This window comes from Pseudoalteromonas sp. SWXJZ94C (assembly GCF_015864385.1).
GTDB lineage: Bacteria > Pseudomonadota > Gammaproteobacteria > Enterobacterales > Alteromonadaceae > Pseudoalteromonas.
The window spans coordinates 49,699-70,395 of sequence record NZ_JADYXF010000003.1; the positions used below are offsets into that span (position 1 = coordinate 49,699).

Below are 20,697 nucleotides of genomic sequence, written 5' to 3' on the forward strand. Positions count from 1 at the left end.
GGGAATATTATGAGTGTACTGTCTTATTTTTCGGGTATTGAAAACGTGTGGTTAAATAAGCTTGTTACTAAGCTAACAAGCTCAAATAGTCGCAGTGCTAAAAGTGGCAACGTTTATATAATTGGTGCAGGTCCGGGAGACGCAGAGCTAATTACAGTAAAAGCGCAGCGTTTAATTAATACCGCCGATGTTGTTTTATACGATTGGTTAGTAAGCGATGATTTACTAAAAACACTGCCTAAAAAAGCGCAGCGTGTATTTGTAGGTAAACGTGCAGGTAAGCATTCGATGACCCAAGCTAACATTTGCGAACTACTGGTTAAATACGCGCAACAAGGCTTAAACGTAGTGCGTTTAAAAGGCGGCGATCCGAGTATATTTGCACGTATTAACGAAGAAGCCGATGCGCTTACCAAGCATAATATTAATTTTGCGATTGTTCCGGGTGTAACAACTGCTTGTGCTACGTCCGCTTATACGGGTATTCCGCTCACTGCCCGCGATGTAGCGCGTAGTGTTACATTTTTAACGGCGCAGTTTGCCGACCCTAACAAGCAACCTCATTGGCAAAATTACGCGTTTATGCCTGCAAACAACAACCCCACTTTAGTGGTTTATATGGGGCTTTCGCGCTTACAAACACTAAGCAACGGTTTGCAATCAGTGGGTTGGCCAAGTAATACACCCATTGCACTAATAGAGAATGCCACTACCACTAAGCAAAAAGTAATTACCAGTACGCTTGATCAAATAGTAAGTGAGCATGCTAAACATAACTTTCAAGGTCCTACCCTTATTATGATTGGTGAAGTAATAAATCATAAAATGGCTATTAGCCCAGAGTTACTAAACAGTGTAAATGTTAACGCTTGATAAATATTGTTTTCGCGCTTACTACCTCCCCAGGAGTAGGCGCTTTTTTAGGTTCAAGTTGTGTGCAATAACATATTTAAATGCACCAAATAAGTTAACAGCAGCGATTATTTTAGTTATAAAAGCTCTGTGATAAATTAAGATGGAATTTCAAGTGACTGTTTTAGTTTGATTTTAAATTCAATGATGAAATTTATTAATGATTGGAACGGTGGTTGCACTTTAAAAACAAAAAAGTGTGGAATACTATCAATGGCGACAAGCAATCCTCTCACAAAACAGTTTTTATTAGCGGCAAAGTATCAAGAAATACACGCCTTAAAAAAATTACAAAACAGTTGCGCCTCGCTCACTAAACTAGGCGATTTTGTACATCAGCTACAAAAAGAACGTGCAATGAGTAATATATTTTTAGCCTCAAATCGCGAGCGGTTTAAAACACAACTCCAGCAGCAAATACACGTAAGCCACGATGCACAAACCGCATTTTATGATTCAATTAAACAAACTTATATTAGTGATAATGCCGATACTGGTCATACTCGACTATTTAATTTAATTGCCTATAGCTTACAATCTCTTGATGCATTGCCTGCATTACGAAGCCAAATATCGCAGCAAAACATTAGCGCAGTACATGCTACACAATCATTTACGCAGCTAATAACCAGTTTACTCAATATTATTTTAGAGGCAGCCGATGGAGCAAGCGATCCTAAAATAACTCGCTTACTGGTCGCATTTTTTAATTTTATGCAAGGTAAAGAATACGCAGGGCAAGAACGTGCGTGTGGCGCACAAGCATTTGCAGCGAGCAAGTTTACTGCAGAGCAAAAACAACAACTGGCACATTTTGTACAGGAGCAAAACCACAGCTTTGACTTTTTTAATGAATACGCAGATGAGCATTTATTAAAGTGCTATGCCACGCTAACAACGCATCAGGTTAACAATCAAGTTGAACAACTTAGAAGTTTGCTGCAAAAGCTCGATGACGAAAACGCACAACCGCTCTCACAACTTAGCGAAGTATGGTACGAAGTAACCACTACTCGTATCGATATAATGCATAAAATAGAGCAAAATATTGCTGATAATTTAATCGACACGGCTGCAATGCAAATAGCATGCGCCCAACGTAGTTTAAATACCAATAAAAAAGTGCTCAATACTATAAATGAACAGCAAATCGCTCCTATCGTGGGTCAATTAGCTATAAAACAACCAGACCCTGAAATACAACCCAATGTTGCAGCCGATAAGCTCAATAGCAATAAAAGCATGTACGATTTAATTATTGATCAAAGCCAACATATTAAACAAATTAACCAAGCCCTACTCGATGCTAAAAAAGTAATTAGTGAGCAAAAAATTATTCACCAAGCTAAATACATACTTATTGAACAACTAAAAATTAGTGAAGAACAAGCCCACAAGCAACTACAAAAACAAGCCATGAATTCACATAAAACACTTTATAGTGTTGCTCAAAAAATCGTGGAGTTAAGTGATTAAAAGTGAAGGGTAAGTTTAGCTCGTAGGTATATAAAATAAGTATTAGCCAAAAATAAACCCAGATGCGCAGAGCGTATCTGGGTTTATTTTTAATACAAACAAAATTTAAATCAAGACCTCTATATTGCAGTGATTAACAACATAAAGGCCTATTAAATTAAACTAGGTCGAAACGATCTGCATTCATAACCTTTGCCCATGCAGCAACAAAGTCTTTAACAAATTTTTCTTTGTTATCGTCTTGTGCATACACTTCAACGTATGAACGAAGAATTGAGTTAGAACCAAATACCAAGTCTGCTCTAGTGGCTGTCCACTTAACAGATTTTGTAGCTGTATCTTGAATCTCATAAGAGTTACGACCAGTCGGAACCCATGAATTACTCATGTCGGTTAAGTTAACAAAGAAGTCATTAGTTAATGCGCCTTCATTATCTGTAAATACACCATGTTTAGTGCCACCGTAGTTAGTGCCAATTACACGCATACCGCCAATCAATACCGTCATCTCTGGTGCTGTTAAACCCATCAGTTGAGTGCGGTCAAGTAGCATTTCTTCAGGTGTTACTGTGTAATGCTGTTTCTGCCAGTTACGGAAACCATCGTGAAGCGGTTCAAGTACATCAAATGACTCATTATCAGTCATTTCTGCTGTTGCATCACCACGACCTGCTGAGAACGGCACTGTTACTTCAAAGCCAGCTGCTTTAGCTGATTTTTCAATACCAACATTACCGGCTAGAACAATTACATCTGCAATGCTTGCACCCGTTTCGCTTGCTATAGCTTCTAGTACTGTTAGTACTTTAGCTAAACGAACTGGCTCATTACCTTCCCAATCTTTTTGTGGTGCAAGGCGAATACGGGCACCATTTGCTCCACCACGTTTATCCGAACCACGGTAAGTTCTTGCACTATCCCATGCAGTATTAACAAGCTCACTTAGTGTTAAATCGGTTGCTGCGATTTTAGCTTTAACTGTTTCAACATCGTAACTTGTATTACCTGCTGGTACAGGGTCTTGCCAAATTAGCTCTTCTTTTGGTACGTCTGGACCAATGTAACGTGCTTTAGGACCTAAATCACGGTGAGTTAACTTAAACCATGCACGTGCAAATACTTCTGAAAAGTAGTCTTGATCTTGAGCAAATTTCTCTGAAATTTTACGGTACGCAGGATCTACCTTCATTGCCATATCGGCATCAGTCATCATTGGGTTAAGACGGGTTGTTAAGTCTTCAACGTCAACTGGTTTTTTATCTTCAGGAAGATTAATTGGTTCCCATTGTGTTGCACCAGCTGGGCTATGCTTTAATTCCCAATCGTAGTTAAGTAATAAATCAAAAAAGCCATTATCCCATTTAGTTGGGTTAGACGTCCAAGCACCTTCAATACCACTTGTAACAGTATCACGACCAATACCACGTTTAGTTTTATTCAACCAACCAAAGCCTTGGTCTTCTAATTCTGCAGCTTCTGGATCTGCTTCTATCTGCGAAGCATCGCCGTTACCATGTGCTTTACCAACAGTGTGACCACCGGCAGTTAATGCTACGGTTTCTTCATCGTTCATAGCCATACGCTCAAAAGTAACACGTATATCATTTGCTGTTTTTTGTGGATCTGATTTACCGTCTACCCCTTCTGGGTTTACGTAAATAAGTCCCATCATTACTGATGCTAACGGATTTTCTAAATCGCGTTCGCCTGAGTAACGAGTACCTTCACTGCCACTTGGTGCTAGCCATTCTCTTTCTGAACCCCAGTAAATATCTTTTTCAGGGTGCCAAATATCTTCTCGACCAAAAGCAAAACCAAATGTTTGTAAACCCATTGACTCATAAGCCATGGTACCTGCATAAGCAATTAAATCAGCCCAGCTAAGTTTATTACCATATTTTTTCTTAATTGGCCAAAGTAGACGACGTGCTTTGTCTAAGTTTGCATTGTCAGGCCAAGAGTTTAGAGGAGCAAAACGTTGGCTGCCAGATGCCGCGCCGCCACGACCATCTGAAATACGGTAAGTACCCGCAGAGTGCCATGTCATACGAATCATAAGACCACCATAGTGACCCCAATCAGCCGGCCACCAAGGTTGGCTGTCAGTCATTAATGCAATCATATCTTTTTTTAGCGCTTCAACATCCAGTGTTTTTACTGCTTCACGGTAATCAAAATCTTCTTCTAATGGATTTGTTTTAGTATCGTATTGGTGAAGAATATCTAGGTTTAGCGCTTTTGGCCACCAAACCTTATTTGCATCAGTTGATGTAGCACCACCGTGCATTACTGGACACTTGCTATTAGACATAGATATTTCCTATTTTTCGAATTGAATTAATTTATTATCAGCACTACGTTCAGTGCTCTAAGCAGTACTATTACTTGTTTTTTATTATAAATAAAACTGTTTATTCCTACCACATTGATAGCTAAAACCTATCAGCCCCATTTTATTAAAATAAATTAGCTAGTATTAATAAATGCTCACAATAATATATAGCACATGAATTAAGGTAATATATTAATAAATAAAGAATATTTTATTAAATATTTCTATAAAATCGTCAACGTTTAAACTCTATACAGTAAATTTAAAGCGCCCTATCTCCACTAAGTTATTGCTAAAACAAGTGAAATGTTAATTTTAAATATATTCATCGTTCAATAATTAGCACTTAAGTACTATTTAAATATTTTAATATTCATATTTAAAAATATGAATTTAGGTAAGTAAATAATCGAAACCAAGTACAAAAAGCGGTCAAAAATTAAAAGCGCGTCGGCTTAAATTATTGTCCACAATAAAAATGAAGTTGAATAAGAGGACTTTATTAATAGAGTGTTTTTTAATCGAAAATATTTTCCACTGGCTATTTAAATTTAAATTATAAAAATAAAAAGTGAAAATTTTCTTAAAGATATGACATTGTAAAATTCTATATTTTAGAACATTTACTCTCGTGTATAAGAGTAAACTGAACTTTTTCCTTTTTTAATACTTGGAAATCACACGCTTTATAGTACATAAATAATTTGTTATGTTTGCATACTAAACAGTAAAATAGCCCCGACTAATGCTGTAATAACACCATAAATTATCATCGGAAGTATGGTTTTTTTAATAATATTGCCTTCTTGGTTAACAATACCTAAAATGCTGCTAACAGCAATTATATTATTAATACACACCATATTCCCCATAGCTGCTCCCGCTGATTGCAATGCCAATACCAATGTAATAGGTAAGCCAACCTGCTCAGCAATACTTAATTGAATACCACCAAACGTTAAGTTTGAAACTGTTGATGAGCCTGAAAAAAAGCTACCCAAAGCCCCTAAAAACGCAGCAAAGTAAGACCAATTATCCCCGGTTACATTTGCAAATGCATTAGCAATAAGAAAAATAGGTGACTGCTCGTCGCCAAGCATCATAAAGTTCACCATAATTAACGCCCCAATAAGTGAAAGCAAAGGTAACTTAATGCGCTGTCCAGTATCTACAAACGCTTCTTTTACTGTACCTGCAGACATTTTAAGTAATGGGATCGAAATGAGTACAACTAATAAAAATGGAATTAGCGCAGGTACATACAACGCTTTATATGACCAGTTAACCGATGTTTGTAGTATATGCTCAACCGATAAAACCAGCGCTTGGCTTACACTAAAATAGGTGTCTGCAATATCAAAACCAAACCATAGACTATTATTATTTAGTAATCCTTTAATACCCAGTTGTTCAATTCGCGTCACAATTAAAATAACAATGAGCAATATTAGAGGAAACAAAGCAATAAAGAGTGGTTTAAATGGCACTTTTTCGCCTTTAGGTAAATCGTTGTCAACTGACTTTAACCCTATATCGGCTTTAGCCAATACAATACTGAGCATTAAACCAATCGCTCCACCAAGGAGAGAGGGAAATTCGTAATTCCAATTAGCTAAAAGGTAGTAAGGTAAAGTACAGGCCAAAATACTTAAGAAAATAAAAGTAATATTACCTCGTATAAGTTGCCAGCTAACAACAAACCTAAGTGCAATAATAGGAATTACTAGCCCCGCAACAAGGTTAATTAAAGCGGTTTGACTCGACACCGAAAGTAACTGCTCTGAGCTCAGATTAAGTGCCTCTAACCCAAACCATATCGGTGTACCAACAGCGCCAAAAGACACCGGCACTGAGTTCATAATTAAAGCAAGTACAGCAACTTTAAGCGGCTTAAACCCTAACCCAACAAGCATAGGTGCAGCGATGGCTGCTGGTGTACCAAAGCCAGAAGCGCCCTCCAACATAAAAGCAAATGCCCAACCAATAATCATTAGCTGAGCAACCGCATTTGTACTTATAGAGTTAAGCCACGCTGTAATGACTTTTTCAGCTCCCGAAAAAGCCAATATCCGGTTTAATAAAATAGCCCCCGCAATAATAGATATAGGCGTTAATACCGAAAGTGCCCCAGCAATCGTATTAGCTAACAGTAAGCGTATATTAGTTTGAAAATAAAAAAGTTGAATTATACCCACTAGTAAGGCAATTATTGGTAAGGCTATATGCGAAGGTAAAGCAGCTTTTTTTGTCATTAACCAAATTAATAATACAATTGGAAACGCTGATATAAGTGTACTAACGAATTCCATTTTACTTTTCCTCTGCCAGCGTTAAAAATATTAAACTTAATCTAAAGTAACTATATTATATATTTAGAGCACTAGATGGATTGAAGCAAAAATCAGACTGGATCAAATAACAACCTAGCATTTAAAATCCAATATTTTTATAAACCTTAAATAGACAGCTTCTTTTTAATTTTTTCTTGCCATTCTAAAGCGAGCTCTGGCGATGTTAGTGCTTGTAAAAGTACGTCTTCATAACCTACATATTTTTTATCAAAAAACGCCTGAAACAGCCTTTTAACTGATATGTCGTGCGAGACTTTCTTCTCGATAACAACACTATCACCCGTTTTTGCAACGCCCTGCTCTAGTACCCTAAAATAAACCCCAGTACAGTAATGCTGGGTAAACAGTTTGAGGCTATTTTTATTATTAAGCGCAATAGCCAGTTTAAAACAGGGTACTCGAGGCTGACTTACCTCTAACAGCGTAGTGCCTACACGAATATGGTCACCTATGTGTATATTTTCTTCATCAAGGTCTGTAATCGTGAAGTTTTCACCAAAAATCCCAAAATTTAAATTTTCGTTTTCAAGTGTTTGTTTCCAGTAGTCGTAATGATTGTGCGAAAAAGCATATACCGCTTTATCTACCCCGCCGTGGTTAACTAAATCTGCTTGCTCGTCACCTATAATATTTAGCTTTTCAATTACTACAGGCTCGTTAGTTGGAATTTTAAATATTCCCGTTTTAACCTCTTTACTATTGTGAACCACTGTTTTTATTTTTGAGATGTTGGTTGAGATTATTTTCATTACGATACCAAAGACTGAGAAGGTGAAGATTGATTAAGCAGATATTTGAATTAGTATAAATAAATTTGATCAAAAAAATAACTACTAAAAGCTAAGTAACCTGAATTCTGAATAATAAATCTATTTCAAACAGAGTTCAGGTTAAGTAGTCATTTTAAAATATATTTTATTCGGCTTGCTTTAAAAAATACGTCTCGGCTAGTCCATTATGTATTCCAGCTAAGTCTATCTGTATTTCATCGATAAAGTCATGCAACAGACCATTTTTAAGTACTCGTACGTCTTTATTTTCTAACTCAACAATTGCATCATCAATAGATTTAATAATTTCTGTTGAGTTTGGCAAAGGTAAAACCAATGCTTTTAATTCATTCATACAAAATAAAATAGATCGTGGGAATACTTTGCTGTGCATCACAAATTCTATTACATCAGCACGCTGTACTCTAACGCCCATTTCTTGGCGATACATTTGATAAGCACTTAATGAGCGCAATAAACTGATCCACTGAATATTATCAAATGGCTTCACTTCCTCTTCATTAGTAATTAACGTAGCTGAGCGAATATCTAAAATTCGCGATGTCATGTCTGCGCGCTCTATAATCGAACCAAAGCGGATAAAAACATAGCCCTGATCGTGATTAATTGTGGCATCTAACGCCCCAAATATTTGATGGGCTGAATCTATAATCTTTTTTAAATAATCAAAACGTCCGCGCTTTGTTATCCCTTCTTTTTGATTATCTTTTACATAATAATAAAGAGAGTTAATTTCTTCCCACACATCTCGCGGAATTACATCGCGGATTGTACGCGCGCTTTCTCGTGCCGAAGTAATAGAGTTTAAAATTGACGAGCTATTATCACTCCCAACTAACAAATACCTTAATGCTTTTTGTTCAGTAAAATCAGTATGGTTTTCTGAATACGCTTTACGCACACCAATAATATCAATTAATGGCTCCCAGCCGGTACATACGCCTTTGGGTAAGTCCATCATCAGTAAATTGTTAACGTTGATTAAACGAGCTACATTTTCCGCGCGCTCAATGTATCGAGATACCCAATATAAAGTTTCGCCTACTCTTGATAACATATTATTTAGCCTCTTCGTCAACAATCCAAGTATCTTTACTGCCACCACCTTGTGATGAATTAACCACCAAAGAGCCTTTAACCATAGCAACACGCGTTAATCCACCAGTGGTAACTTGCGTATCTTTACCTGATGATAAAATAAACGGTCTTAAATCGGTATGTCGACCATCTGGTTTATTACCATCAAATGTTGGTACTGTTGATAAATCTAATGTTGGTTGAGCTACCCAGTTTCGTGGGTCCGCTTTAATTTGAGCAATACACGCTTCTTGTTCTTTTTTAGTCGATTTAGGACCAATTAATAATCCATATCCGCCAGATTCATTTGCTGGTTTAACAACAAGCTTATCGATATTTTTAATCACATGGTCGCATTCTTTCGGGTCTAAACATTTGAACGTTGGGACATTAGCAAGTTTAGCTTCCTCGCCTAAGTAGTACTTAATCATCTCAGGTACATAGGCGTAAACTACTTTGTCATCAGCAACACCTGCGCCTGGTGCATTAACCAAAGCAACATTACCTTTAGACCAAGCACGCATTAATCCAGGAACGCCAAGTTGGGATTCTGGTAAAAAGGCTTCTGGGTCTAAAAACAAATCATCTATACGACGATAAATAACATCAACTCGTTGTAGCCCTGTGATTGTTCTCATGTATACACAGTCATCTTTTTCAACAACTAAATCGCGCCCTTCTACCAGTTCGCAACCCATTTCTTGGGCAAGGTAACAATGCTCAAAATAAGCGGAGTTAAACACCCCAGGAGTAAGTACCACAACTTCTGGTTTATCTTGTGGACGAGGCGACATTGCCGCTAGCATATCAAATAATTGTGAAGGGTAATCATCAACAGGTAAAATCGATACTTGCTCAAATAATTCAGGGAATACACGTTTCATTACAGAGCGATTTTCAAGCATATAAGATACACCAGAAGGAACACGCAGGTTATCCTCAAGCACATACATTGTACCGCTACCATCGCGTACTAAATCTGAGCCACAAATATGCGCCCATATTTTATTTGGCGGGTTTATCCCCACGCATTGCTGGCGAAAGTTAACTGATTTTTCTAGTAACCCTTTTGGAAAAACACCATCTTTTATTATTTTTTGGTCGTGGTATAAATCATCTATAAAAAGGTTAAGCGCTTCAACACGTTGCTTTAAACCAACCTCTACGCTTTGCCATTCTTTTTTACCAATAGTACGAGGAATAATATCAAACGGCCAGGCTCTATCAATCATATTGCCTTCGTTGTAAACCGTGAAAGTAATACCCATTTCTTTAATAGCTAAATCAGCAACCGCTCTGGCTTTTACTAATTCTTCTGCTGATAAATTAGCAAAAAATTGTGCTAATTGTGTCCCATGCGATCGAACGTTTCCTTGTGCATCAATTAATTCATCAAAGAAACCATTTGTTTGGTACGCTTTCCAATCAATTTTCATACACTCTTTCACCTTATCCATCATAATATATGACGTAGTTAAACTGCCTATTCCATTCGAATCATATCAACCGCTACATCAAGCAATTGACTACCGCCACCAAATACCACTCCTTTTAAAGGAGTTACGTCAGAAAAGTCTCGCCCTACGGCTAGAGTAATATGCTGATCGCGAGGTAAAACATTATTTGTTGGATCAAAATCAACCCAGCCAAAGTTTGGCACAAATACCGCAAACCATGCATGAGTTGCATCTGCACCTTCTAGCTTTTCTTCGCCTTCTGGCGGCATGGTTTCTATGTACCCACTTACGTATCGACCTGCTAACCCTACGCTGCGTAAGCATGCAAGCGCAAAGTGTGCAAAGTCTTGGCAAACGCCCCTTTTTTGTGCAAAAACAGTGCTCAAAGGCGTACTAATCGTTGTAAAACCAGGATCATAATGAAATTCATGAAAAATTCGTGCCATTAAATCTTTGCATGCAGAAATTATATTTTTGTGTGCATCAAACGAAATTAATGCGTATTCCTTAATTCCTTTATCTATTGGAATAAGTTGTGAAGGTAGTACAAATTCAGACGTTTTTAATAACTCCGCCGTATTTGGTTTAACCAATAAATCACGTACTTTTCGCCATGCAATATCAACACTCTCTAAATTACTATTAGCGCCGACTAACAGCTCTACCTCACTGATCATCGTTACTTTAAGTTTTTTATGCTGTATTGCTATTTCAAACGCTGTTACCTGATTATTAAAATAATCAGTAAATGTTTGTAAGTAAGTCGGTGTAGGTTCAATTTCTACACGACTACTGTGGCATATTTGCCCGCGATTCGTTTTTGGCGTTAATCGCGCTTGGTTTTGACACAAACTAACAAAGTCTGAATAGTTGTATGTAGTCGAGTGCTTTATTTTATATTTCACGATTGAGCTTGCTCAATATTAGTCCAGTTCAATTTATTTGCCGTTTGGGTATGAGAAAAATACTGTAGTAGTAATACATCACAAAATGTATCTAAGTTCATACGCGTATTATGGTTAAATTCGATTAACTGGTTACGTTGTCCATTTTCACTTTTTTGTAGGTAATCTTTCTCAGTTACATAACAACTTGTTTTAGAAAGTAAAATTGCTTTTTCGTGTGCCGCAATTACGCCTTGTCTGCGTTTTGTGGGTAAATGCTTACACAACTTATTAATTTCCTCTAACTGAAATAATAAAGAACGTGGGTATTCAGCATCTAAAAGTAATAACTCAAGCCCTGTACCAATGGTTTGATACATTCTGTATCGGCGCTTATGCGTAACTAAACTAACTTGGCAACTTAGCACTGCTTCAAGTAAGCCAAGCTCTTCGGGCTCGTCTAACTCTTTGGTTAATAAAGCCGCACTTAGTGATGTTATTTGTAAGCTACGCTCTACTCTTCTGCCCATTTCGAGTAAAAACCAGCCGTTACTATTTGGCATACAATCTGTAATCGAGCCATTAAAAGCCATAATTGAGCCTATAACTCTATCTAGGCTGCTTTGCATTGCACGCGTTGGAATATTAATATTTACATTTTTAAATACTTTAATTTGCTCATTAATATCATCAATTATTCGGCGGCTATCATGAGATAGTAATTCTTGAATTTGCACCGACGCATTTGCAATGTACTTTAATGTATTAATAATACTGCCAGCGCATTGCTCGTCTGCAAGCAGTTGAAAAGCAGTTTCTTTAGACAGATTTACATCAATGCCATCTAGTTTTAAATCAGGTTCTATATAGGGATAAACAATATATTGCGACCTAATGGCATTAGAAAGCCGTGCAACTATACTTTTTCGTATTGAATCTGGGTAAACAGAAAATTCGGTGTACTTGTCTATAAAAATACGCAATATACGTATGGTATTTTCGCAGCGTTCTAAGTATCGACCCAACCAAAAAAGGTGCTCAGCCGTACGGCTCGAAATAACCCCTTCGAGTAGCGTTACATCCATTCTTTTTCTAATTGGCACCGGTGGATTATGCTCGCCTAAATCAACTCTATCGGCTGTATTTATCCATGTATCTTTGATCCAACCAGATATTCTCGGGTTGTTACTTTTTTCGTTCGAAAAACATAGTGCTGAAGGAAGTACTTCTACGCCATTTTCTGTGGTTAATGCATAACACCTAAACACCACTGGCTTGGAGATTAATTGCCCGTCATGCCAAAATGGTGCACTGCTAAAAGAAGGTTTTTCTTGGAAAAAGTAATTATCGGGTTCTTTGCTAATAAGTAGCTTTATTTCTTGCTCGTCTAACACTCCATCTAACTTGAGTGTAGGGTCTATAGCAGATAGTAGTTCGAGGTTATTCCAATCAACGGATTGCGCTTCTTTTACACTTAAATAATTTGGCTCACCTAACAACAGCGGTTGTTTTAAAATTTGCTGCGATAACTTTTCTAAGTTGCACTTTATTGAAGGTGACGAAAGCACACCGCTACCAAACGGGTTTAAAACCTTAACCGACCCTTGTCGTACCGATTGTAATAAGCCCGGAATACCATGAAGTGAATATTCAGTTTGCTCTAAAGAGTCAATACAACGATCAGAAACCCAGCGTAAAATGACATTAATTTTACCCAAGCCTTGTAACGATTTTAAACAAACGTCACCACCACGTACGGTTAAGTCGGCGCTTTGTACTAATGTGTAGCCAAAGTAGGTAGATAGGAATGCATGCTCGTTGTAATTAGGGTCATCAATTCCTTGGGTTAGAATTACAATTCGTGGGTCATCCATATAATGGGTATATTCGTTAATACCCTCTTGGAATAAATTTAAAAATTCTTTAATTTGCTGAACATTACATTCGGCAAATTCTTCAGCCATTACACGCCTTGCAATAATACGGCTTTTAATTAATAGCCCTAAGCCTAACGGGCACTGGCAATGATCGCTTAATACTTTAAATTCGCCTGTTGGCGTGCGATAAACATCTAATGCAGTAAAAAAAAGTGTTAATTCGTTGCTAGGTAAACTAAAACCTTCGCGTAAGTAATTAGGGTCTTGAAAAAGCTGCTTTGCAGGAATATGACCATCGACTAATAATGTTTGGTCACCGTAAATATCTTGCTGAATTTTATTTAATAAAAGGGTTCTTTGTTTTATTCCCTCTTCGAGCAATGCCCAATCAGCTTTAGATAACATAAATGGCAATGGGTCGAAGTGCCACTGCTTATTGCTTTCATTTTTAATATTGCCATTTTGTAGCAATTGGCTAATTTCTGTAGCGCGGCTACTAACATCATCTGCTGTTAGACTAGCTAAACGCTTAAATAAAGTATCCCAATGGTCTGGGTTTAAACCACTGTGGTTTGCTAGTTCATCATGTCCATGTGATTTATCAAGGTATAAAGACAACCACTCAGGCAATTCCGGCATCGCGTTATTGTTAATATACAAGCTGAAAGCGCTCCAATTTATAGTAAATAGCCGTGTTAATAATGATGCTTTAAAAATATTTAGTCATTCCACTTTAAATAATTTCAAAGTGGAATGACACAACTATCAATTATTATTTAAAGTTAGGCTGCCTGCGTAAATCCAAGGTATTTGGATAATCAGGATTACTACTTTCTTCATCAGGTACCACGTATTCACTTGCGCTTTGCGCAGATTGAAAACTATGCGTAACCGCCGATGGGCTCCAGCTTGGTTCTGCTGATGCAAGTAACGATGGTGTATGCCCATGCTCCCAAAATCTTGCGACTCTGCGCCCTTCGGCTTCAAATGCATTAACCGGTAGCGTTTCAGGATTACGACCTCCAGCATGGCTCACATGATATACAAAGCCTCCAACTGAACGACCTTCCCACGTATCGATTAAATCAAAAACTAATGGAGCATGTACGCCAATAGTTGGGTGAAGCGCTGTAGGTGGTTGCCAAGCTCGGTATCGTATACCCGCGACCATTTCATCTTTTGCTTTACCTTTAACCGGTTTAAGCGGCACTCTTCGACCATTACACGTTACAACATAGCGATCGCTCATTGTTCCTTGTACTTTTATTTGCACTCTTTCTAATGACGAATCTACATAGCGCGCCGTACCCGACGCACTTGCCTCTTCGCCTAGTACATGCCAAGGCTCGATTGCGGTTCTAAGCTCAAGTGTAACGTTATCAAGTTCTCGCGTTCCACATACCGGAAACCTAAATTCAAAAAATGGATTTAACCAACTTAACTGAAATTGAAAACCTGCTTGTTGTAAATCGCGGCTTACTTCAGCTAAATCGTTTTCTACATATTGTGGTAATAAAAACTTGTCGTGTAACTCTGTACCCCAACGTATTAATGGCTTGTGGTAAGGTTTTTTCCAAAACCAAGCAAGTAAAGTACGCAACAGTAGCATTTGCACTAAGCTCATTTGTGAATGTGGAGGCATTTCAAAGCCTCTAAATTCTACAATCCCTAAACGACCTGTGGCTGAGTCGGGTGAATAGAGCTTATCTATACAAAATTCTGCCCTGTGTGTATTACCCGTTAAATCCACCAATAAATTACGCAGTAACCTATCAACTAACCAAGGTTCAGGCACCTCACCTTCGGGCATATGCGAAAAGGCAATTTCTAGCTCGTATAAAACTTCATCACGGGCTTCATCCACTCGCGGCGCTTGGCTTGTAGGACCAATAAAAAGCCCCGAAAATAAATACGACAAACCAGGATGATGCTGCCAATAGGTAATAAAACTTCTTAAAATATCAGGTCTGCGTAAAAATGGGCTTTGCTCAGGTGTTTCGCCACCAAGCGTTACGTGGTTACCACCACCAGTACCAGTATGGCGACCATCTGCCATAAACTTATCAGTACCTAATCGGCATTCTTTTGCTAAACCGTATAACGTTGTGGTTCGACTGACTAATTGATCCCACGATGTTGAAGGATGAATATTTACTTCAATAACACCTGGATCTGGCGTTACAGCGTATTTTTCTACGCGGCTATCTTTAGGTGGGCTATAGCCTTCAATAACAAGCGGCATTTTAAGTTCTTTTGCTACACTCTCTATACTACTTATTAAACCCATGTAATGTTCAAAATGACTTGTTGGTGGCATAAATATATATAAACACCCCTCTCTCACTTCCATTACAAGCGCAGTTTTAACCATTTCTTTACCAATAAAGCCCTTTTTAAGCTTTTTAGCTTTGGTAAAATTTTCTGGAATATCAAACGGGTCGCGGTCAATAATATTGCCGCTCCACTCAAGGCTGTCTAAAGGTAGGCGATAACCAAGTGGTGATTCACCCGGCAATAAAAAACAATGACCCCGTTTAAACTCCCACGTACACGACTGCCAACAGTTTTTACTATCGTTCCATTTTAAAGGTAGAACATAGCCAACAGGCTTTTCTATGCCTTTATCCATTTTAGCTAAAAAGCCTTTTCGGCTCATTGCATGGAGAAGTTCTGGTTGATCTGGCTTTATTTCGGTAGGTAATGAGGCTTCTTGCCACATGTGATATAAAATATCTTCATAAGCCGTAGTAAGTGCCTTGGTTTCAAGACCCAGTGAGTCACACAGTTTATCAGCAAACTTTTTAGTATCGGTATGATCAAATTTATAATCTTTATTAGGATCGGCTAATAGCGCGGCATCTTGCCATAAAGGTTCACCATCTTTGCGCCAATAACATGCGTATTGCCAACGTGGTAATGGCTCACCCGGATACCATTTACCTTGTCCGTAATGAGTAAAGCCACCTTTTGTGTATACTTTATTCATTTCTACAAATAAATTTTGAGCTAATATTCTTTTTTCTTTACCGTCGGCGTCAGTATTCCACTGAGGATGTTCCATATCGTCGATAGAAATAAACGTAGGCTCGCCACCCATGGTTAAATGTATGTTTTCTTCGTTGTAAACATTATCAACGTGCTGACCTAAGCGATTAATTGCTGCCCACTGCGCCTCAGAATACGGCTTAGTAACACGTGGGTCTTCGTGTACACGCGTTACTTTATTATAAAAGCTAAACTCAGATTTACAGTCGTCTATACCGCCTGTCACCGGCGCTGCCGAGCTTGGCTCTGGCGTACACGCCAATGGAATATGACCTTCACCAGCAAATAAACCCGAGGTAGGATCAAGCCCTATCCAACCTGCACCCGGAATGTACACTTCGGTCCATGCATGCAAATCGGTAAAATCTTCTTCTGGACCACTTGGACCATCTAGTGATTTTTGATCTGAGGTTAGCTGTACTAGGTAGCCCGATACAAATCGAGATGCTAACCCTAAATGACGAAACAGTTGTACTAACAACCAAGCGGAATCACGACACGAACCTGTTTTTTTACTTATTGTTTCGTTTGCCGTTTGCACACCGGGTTCTAGCCGGATGCCATAACCTACTAATTCATAAATAGCTTGATTAACAGCCACTAAAAAATCAACGCTTCTAAGCGGCTCTTTAGGGTTTAAAGATTCAATTAATTCTTTAAATTTTGGACTGGCTTTGCGTTTTTTTAAATAAGGAGTGAGTTCTGACTTTGAAATTGCATCGTAAACAAATGGGAAATTTTCGGCGTAATCTTCTAAAAAGAAATCAAAAGGATTAATAACCGTTAGTTCGGCGACCAAATCAACTGTAAAACTAAATTCGGTAGTTGGCTTGTTAAACACCACCCTCGCTTGGTAATTACCAAAAGGGTCTTGTTGCCAATTTATATAGTGATCTTCTGGAACTATTTTTAAAGAATAACTTTTAATTTTTGTACGGCTATGTGGCGCTGGACGTAATCGGAATATATGCGGTCCCATATTGACTGACCGATCGTATTTATACTGAGTATGGTGCGAAATTCCAACTGTAATTGTCATCTATTAATTCCCCTTTAATAATGTATAGCCACAATATAACGCTAAAAAATATTACTTGGCCTAATTCAACTTGTGCAATTTTTATACCAGCAAACTTATAAATTAGTGCTCCTCATCCATTTGCCGACTCATACACAAAGCAACGCCATGCATAAAGGTTTTGACCAAATTAATAGAAAAAACACACCAACTCTGTAAATATTAAACTTAGTGTAATTTATACCATCAATTTTAGATTTTTAATGGTGCAGATAATGCACCAAAATAGTGCTTGAAAATAACTTACAATTAAAACTAGTTAATTTAAAATATTGAAATAAAACAAATAATGTTAATTTTTTAAAATACTTACTCCGTTATTTATAACGCTAAACGGGTATAATTAAAAGTATTTATTTATAGTTTAAAAATCATTAAAAATAATCATTAAATAGTAAGAAATAGTTCACAATAAAGCTGCTGTTAAAGTAAGTAACGGTGCTATACTAGATCGATTTTTAACCGCTTACGTTACAGCAAAACTAACAATCTCGATGAGATAAAACAAGCAACTTTTATTACAAAGATGCTTGTTTTAAAGGTTAGTTTTGCAGCGGTGTGTTTTAATTTCAGACAAAACAGAACACGTCCAATTTGAAAGACCAACACATCCCACTAACCTGTTAATTTTTCATTATCATCAATGCTAAAGGTAATGCAGCACTAGCGTATTTTCAGATTTTTTAAATCAACCCAATCTACCTAATAGGATATTTTCTTATGCAAAAGCTAACGGATGTCGGTGAAAACTTAGTTAATGGTATAGCATCTCGTTATAACCTCAGCCACGATGCAGTACTACACATGTTAGTAAGCGTTAATAACGGCGGTGGCTCTATGGCTCAGTTTAATTGTCCAGAGCTTGGTGGTTCTGGCCAGTGGATGCGTGGCGGGATGACTATGGTTGGCGATATGTTTAACAACGGTTTAAAATCAACCGTTGATAACTTATGCAACGAACTCGCTAATGTATTAAATAATAATCAAATATTTCCGGTTATTCCTGCAGGAACGCCTGGCAGCAATCAATGGTGGCCAGGTAATTTAGGCAGCCCATTCAGTAGTGGAGCGCAAAATAATATTCGCTACGCTATTTTCCCTAATCGCTTAGCCGTTGAATTAAATGGACAAGTGAGCGTATACGACACGCTAGATCACAATATTGGTGGAGTCAGCCAACAGCAAGGCAATAATACCTCTCTTACATTTAACAGTCAGTGGGGGACAATTAATGTAAATACCCTGCCATTAATTTCAGGACAAACGCCACCGGCTCCTCAAAAAGACTTTACGCAGCAAGTAACGCAGCCGAATTTTGCATCATTAACACCAAACCAAGTTGAGGCACCTGTTAATAATACAATAGCGCAATATTCGGTAGACGAAACACTTCAGATTATAGAAAAGCTGGCACAACTTCGCGACTCTAATGCGTTGAGTGATGATGAATTTAATATTAAAAAGTCTGAACTATTAAAAAGGATTTAACTACTATCCTCAAATAGCATAACGCTAACTAAAAGTGGTTTATACAGTCTCTTTTTATTCGGTAACATATGAAAACATTTAAATGTAATTGCACAGATCAACTTATTTTATTTTTTGAAAGCAGCCATTGTTTGGCTTGTGGCAGAACCGTGGGTATAGACGACGAGTTCGACCAAGTTGAACCGTATGAAATCGATGAGCAATCGGGGCTGTTTTACAAAGCAGAAGCGCCTGACGTTTTTTATAAAAAATGTGATAACAACGCTCAGTATCACGTATGCAATGGCATGGTTAATTTAGATACATTTATACCTGTTGCCGATAAAGACGAAGTGCTGTGTTTTTCGTGCCGCTTTAATGAAACGGTGCCCGATTTAAGTATTGTTGAACATATTCCATTATGGAAAAAAATGGAAACAGCAAAACGTCGCGCTTTGTATACATTAAAGTCATTATCACTCCCTTTAAATACAACGATTCAAGAACCTGAAAGCGGATTAAGCTTCGATTTTATAGCAGACCGTAACGTAAGCGATCACTTTGTAAGCCCTATTATAGGTCAAGACGTTGTATTTACAGGACACGATTGCGGGCATATCACTATAAACCTAGCCGAGGCAGACGACGTAGCACGCTCACAAGCTAAAATAGCAATGGGCGAGCGTTATCGTACCTTACTTGGTCATTTTCGCCATGAACTTGGTCATTATTATTTTGATCAACTAATTGCAAATTCACCAAAAAAACATACTTTATGTAAGCAATATTTTGGTGATGACGAATTAGATTACCAGCAAGCGCTCGATACTCACTACAAGCAAGGTGCGCCAGCTAACTGGCATGAAACCTTTATTAGTGAATACGCTACTATGCACCCTTATGAAGACTGGGCAGAAACATGGGCGCATTACATGCATATTATCGATACGCTAGAAACAGCCAAAAACTTTTCAATTACAGGCTCAACAACAGGTAATGAGTTTGAATTAGATGAAGCAGACGAGCTTCGATTGCCACAAAGTGCTTATTACTTTAATTCACAAACATCGATTGATGCTATTTTAGATACTTGGATGGAATTTTCGATCATTCTAAATTCACTAAATCGCAGCATGGGACTTGCCGATGCCTACCCATTTGTACTTACTCAAGCGGTGCGAACTAAGTTATCTTTCATCCATCATGCTATCCATAACAGGCTTAATTTAATGCCTGATTTGGTGAGCCAAGAAAATAAGTAAATTAAAGACGGTTATTTTAATCCGTTAAAAATCTACATGCCACTTACACTCATCATGATTCTTTCATGCGTGGTAAGTGGCATCTAAAAAATTTTACTAGTATAGATGAATACGTAAATACGATTTATAAAATCATATTTTAGGTAATTTAAACAACTAAAGTTAAGTTAATTAAGCTCTACTAACTATCAATCAAATTTGTATGTACTAATTTTTTTGATTGTAAAATACTAGCTCGCACATGATCATAGATTAAGTTAAAAGCAAATGCGTAAACTGTAATAAAAAAAGTTACGCCTATATCCATTATTAATGCTTCCCATAAGCCAACGTTTAAAATGTACGCCATTACAGGAATGGTAAAAACGAGTAATCCTCCTTGAAATAAAAGCACATGAAAAATACGAAATAATAATGAGCGCTTCTCTTTTGCACCAGTTGCTACTTTGTCAAAAAAGCAATTAAAAATAAAATTCCAACACATCGCAATGGTTGCAATTATAATCATGGTGCCCGATAAAGCCGATATTGCATGATCTGTAAATACAGCCAAACCAATAATCGATAACGTTACCGCTAATACCTCAAATAAAATAGCCTGTAATACCCGCTCCAACGCCCCCATCTTTGAACTCATAACCAACCTCTTTATGCCAAATAATTAAAGAAATCATCATGACATAATTTA

13 protein-coding genes are annotated in these 20,697 nt (G+C 37.6%); 4 read left to right on the forward strand and 9 right to left on the reverse strand.

The window, feature by feature from the left end:
• The first annotated feature begins 9 nt into the window (after positions 1 to 9).
• Together cobA and I6F65_RS01830 are read left to right on the forward strand one after the other, a co-directional pair.
• Complete coding sequence (gene cobA / locus I6F65_RS01825; protein ID WP_197111245.1) at positions 10 to 873, forward strand: uroporphyrinogen-III C-methyltransferase; 864 nt, start codon at positions 10 to 12, stop codon at positions 871 to 873.
• A gap of 252 nt (positions 874 to 1,125) precedes the next feature.
• Positions 1,126 to 2,388 (forward strand): nitrate- and nitrite sensing domain-containing protein, encoded by a 1,263-nt coding sequence (locus I6F65_RS01830; protein WP_024609531.1) that lies wholly within the window; start codon positions 1,126 to 1,128, stop codon positions 2,386 to 2,388.
• A gap of 157 nt (positions 2,389 to 2,545) precedes the next feature.
• Here the strand turns inward: I6F65_RS01830 and katG are convergent, their stop codons facing one another.
• From katG to I6F65_RS01870, 8 genes are all read right to left on the reverse strand, one after another.
• Positions 2,546 to 4,699 carry a catalase/peroxidase HPI gene (gene katG, locus I6F65_RS01835; protein ID WP_197111246.1) on the reverse strand — a complete coding sequence of 718 codons (2,154 nt, stop codon included), beginning with the start codon at positions 4,697 to 4,699 and terminating at the stop codon, positions 2,546 to 2,548.
• A 728-nt stretch (positions 4,700 to 5,427) separates the two neighbouring features.
• A complete protein-coding gene (locus tag I6F65_RS01840; protein ID WP_197111247.1) occupies positions 5,428 to 7,029 on the reverse strand; it encodes an L-lactate permease in 1,602 nt (533 codons plus the stop codon).
• 146 nt (positions 7,030 to 7,175) lie between these two features.
• Positions 7,176 to 7,820: an MOSC domain-containing protein gene (locus tag I6F65_RS01845; protein ID WP_197111248.1), complete on the reverse strand. Its 645-nt coding sequence runs from the start codon at positions 7,818 to 7,820 to the stop codon at positions 7,176 to 7,178.
• Positions 7,821 to 7,986: 166 nt separating this feature from the next.
• Positions 7,987 to 8,919, reverse strand: a complete 933-nt coding sequence (locus tag I6F65_RS01850) for an alpha-E domain-containing protein (protein WP_007585221.1) — start codon at positions 8,917 to 8,919, stop codon at positions 7,987 to 7,989.
• 1 nt (position 8,920) lies between these two features.
• On the reverse strand, positions 8,921 to 10,375 hold the full coding sequence (locus I6F65_RS01855) for a circularly permuted type 2 ATP-grasp protein (RefSeq protein WP_166377603.1): 1,455 nt from the start codon (positions 10,373 to 10,375) through the stop codon (positions 8,921 to 8,923).
• A gap of 47 nt (positions 10,376 to 10,422) precedes the next feature.
• On the reverse strand, positions 10,423 to 11,301 hold the full coding sequence (locus I6F65_RS01860) for a transglutaminase family protein (RefSeq protein WP_024590933.1): 879 nt from the start codon (positions 11,299 to 11,301) through the stop codon (positions 10,423 to 10,425).
• Positions 11,298 to 13,817, reverse strand: coding sequence for a circularly permuted type 2 ATP-grasp protein (locus I6F65_RS01865; RefSeq protein ID WP_197111249.1), 2,520 nt, complete (start codon positions 13,815 to 13,817; stop codon positions 11,298 to 11,300). Before I6F65_RS01865 ends, I6F65_RS01860 begins: the two co-directional genes overlap by 4 nt.
• Positions 13,818 to 13,929: 112 nt before the next feature.
• Positions 13,930 to 17,241 carry a DUF2126 domain-containing protein gene (locus tag I6F65_RS01870; protein WP_197111250.1) on the reverse strand — a complete coding sequence of 1,104 codons (3,312 nt, stop codon included), beginning with the start codon at positions 17,239 to 17,241 and terminating at the stop codon, positions 13,930 to 13,932.
• 759 nt (positions 17,242 to 18,000) lie between these two features.
• Between I6F65_RS01870 and I6F65_RS01875 the strand changes: the two genes are divergently transcribed.
• Together I6F65_RS01875 and I6F65_RS01880 are read left to right on the forward strand one after the other, a co-directional pair.
• A complete protein-coding gene (locus I6F65_RS01875; protein WP_166111424.1) occupies positions 18,001 to 18,768 on the forward strand; it encodes an SHOCT domain-containing protein in 768 nt (255 codons plus the stop codon).
• A gap of 68 nt (positions 18,769 to 18,836) precedes the next feature.
• The gene (locus tag I6F65_RS01880; RefSeq protein WP_197111251.1) at positions 18,837 to 20,009 is read left to right on the forward strand and encodes a putative zinc-binding metallopeptidase; all 1,173 of its coding nucleotides are present in this window, start codon (positions 18,837 to 18,839) and stop codon (positions 20,007 to 20,009) included.
• A 181-nt stretch (positions 20,010 to 20,190) separates the two neighbouring features.
• Here I6F65_RS01880 and I6F65_RS01885 read toward each other — a convergent pair whose 3' ends face one another.
• The gene (locus I6F65_RS01885) at positions 20,191 to 20,646 is read right to left on the reverse strand and encodes a PACE efflux transporter (protein ID WP_197111253.1); all 456 of its coding nucleotides are present in this window, start codon (positions 20,644 to 20,646) and stop codon (positions 20,191 to 20,193) included.
• Between the last annotated feature and the right edge of the window lie 51 nt (positions 20,647 to 20,697).

Excerpts from the sequence above, each read along its gene's own strand:
- cobA (WP_197111245.1), top strand. The coding sequence starts at position 10 with ATGAGTGTACTGTCTTATTTTTCGGGTATTGAAAACGTGTGGTTAAAT.
- I6F65_RS01830 (WP_024609531.1), top strand. The coding sequence starts at position 1,126 with ATGGCGACAAGCAATCCTCTCACAAAACAGTTTTTATTAGCGGCAAAG.
- katG (WP_197111246.1), bottom strand. The coding sequence starts at position 4,699 with ATGTCTAATAGCAAGTGTCCAGTAATGCACGGTGGTGCTACATCAACT.
- I6F65_RS01840 (WP_197111247.1), bottom strand. The coding sequence starts at position 7,029 with ATGGAATTCGTTAGTACACTTATATCAGCGTTTCCAATTGTATTATTA.
- I6F65_RS01845 (WP_197111248.1), bottom strand. The coding sequence starts at position 7,820 with ATGAAAATAATCTCAACCAACATCTCAAAAATAAAAACAGTGGTTCAC.
- I6F65_RS01850 (WP_007585221.1), bottom strand. The coding sequence starts at position 8,919 with ATGTTATCAAGAGTAGGCGAAACTTTATATTGGGTATCTCGATACATT.
- I6F65_RS01855 (WP_166377603.1), bottom strand. The coding sequence starts at position 10,375 with ATGAAAATTGATTGGAAAGCGTACCAAACAAATGGTTTCTTTGATGAA.
- I6F65_RS01870 (WP_197111250.1), bottom strand. The coding sequence starts at position 17,241 with ATGACAATTACAGTTGGAATTTCGCACCATACTCAGTATAAATACGAT.
- I6F65_RS01875 (WP_166111424.1), top strand. The coding sequence starts at position 18,001 with ATGCAAAAGCTAACGGATGTCGGTGAAAACTTAGTTAATGGTATAGCA.
- I6F65_RS01880 (WP_197111251.1), top strand. The coding sequence starts at position 18,837 with ATGAAAACATTTAAATGTAATTGCACAGATCAACTTATTTTATTTTTT.
- I6F65_RS01885 (WP_197111253.1), bottom strand. The coding sequence starts at position 20,646 with ATGAGTTCAAAGATGGGGGCGTTGGAGCGGGTATTACAGGCTATTTTA.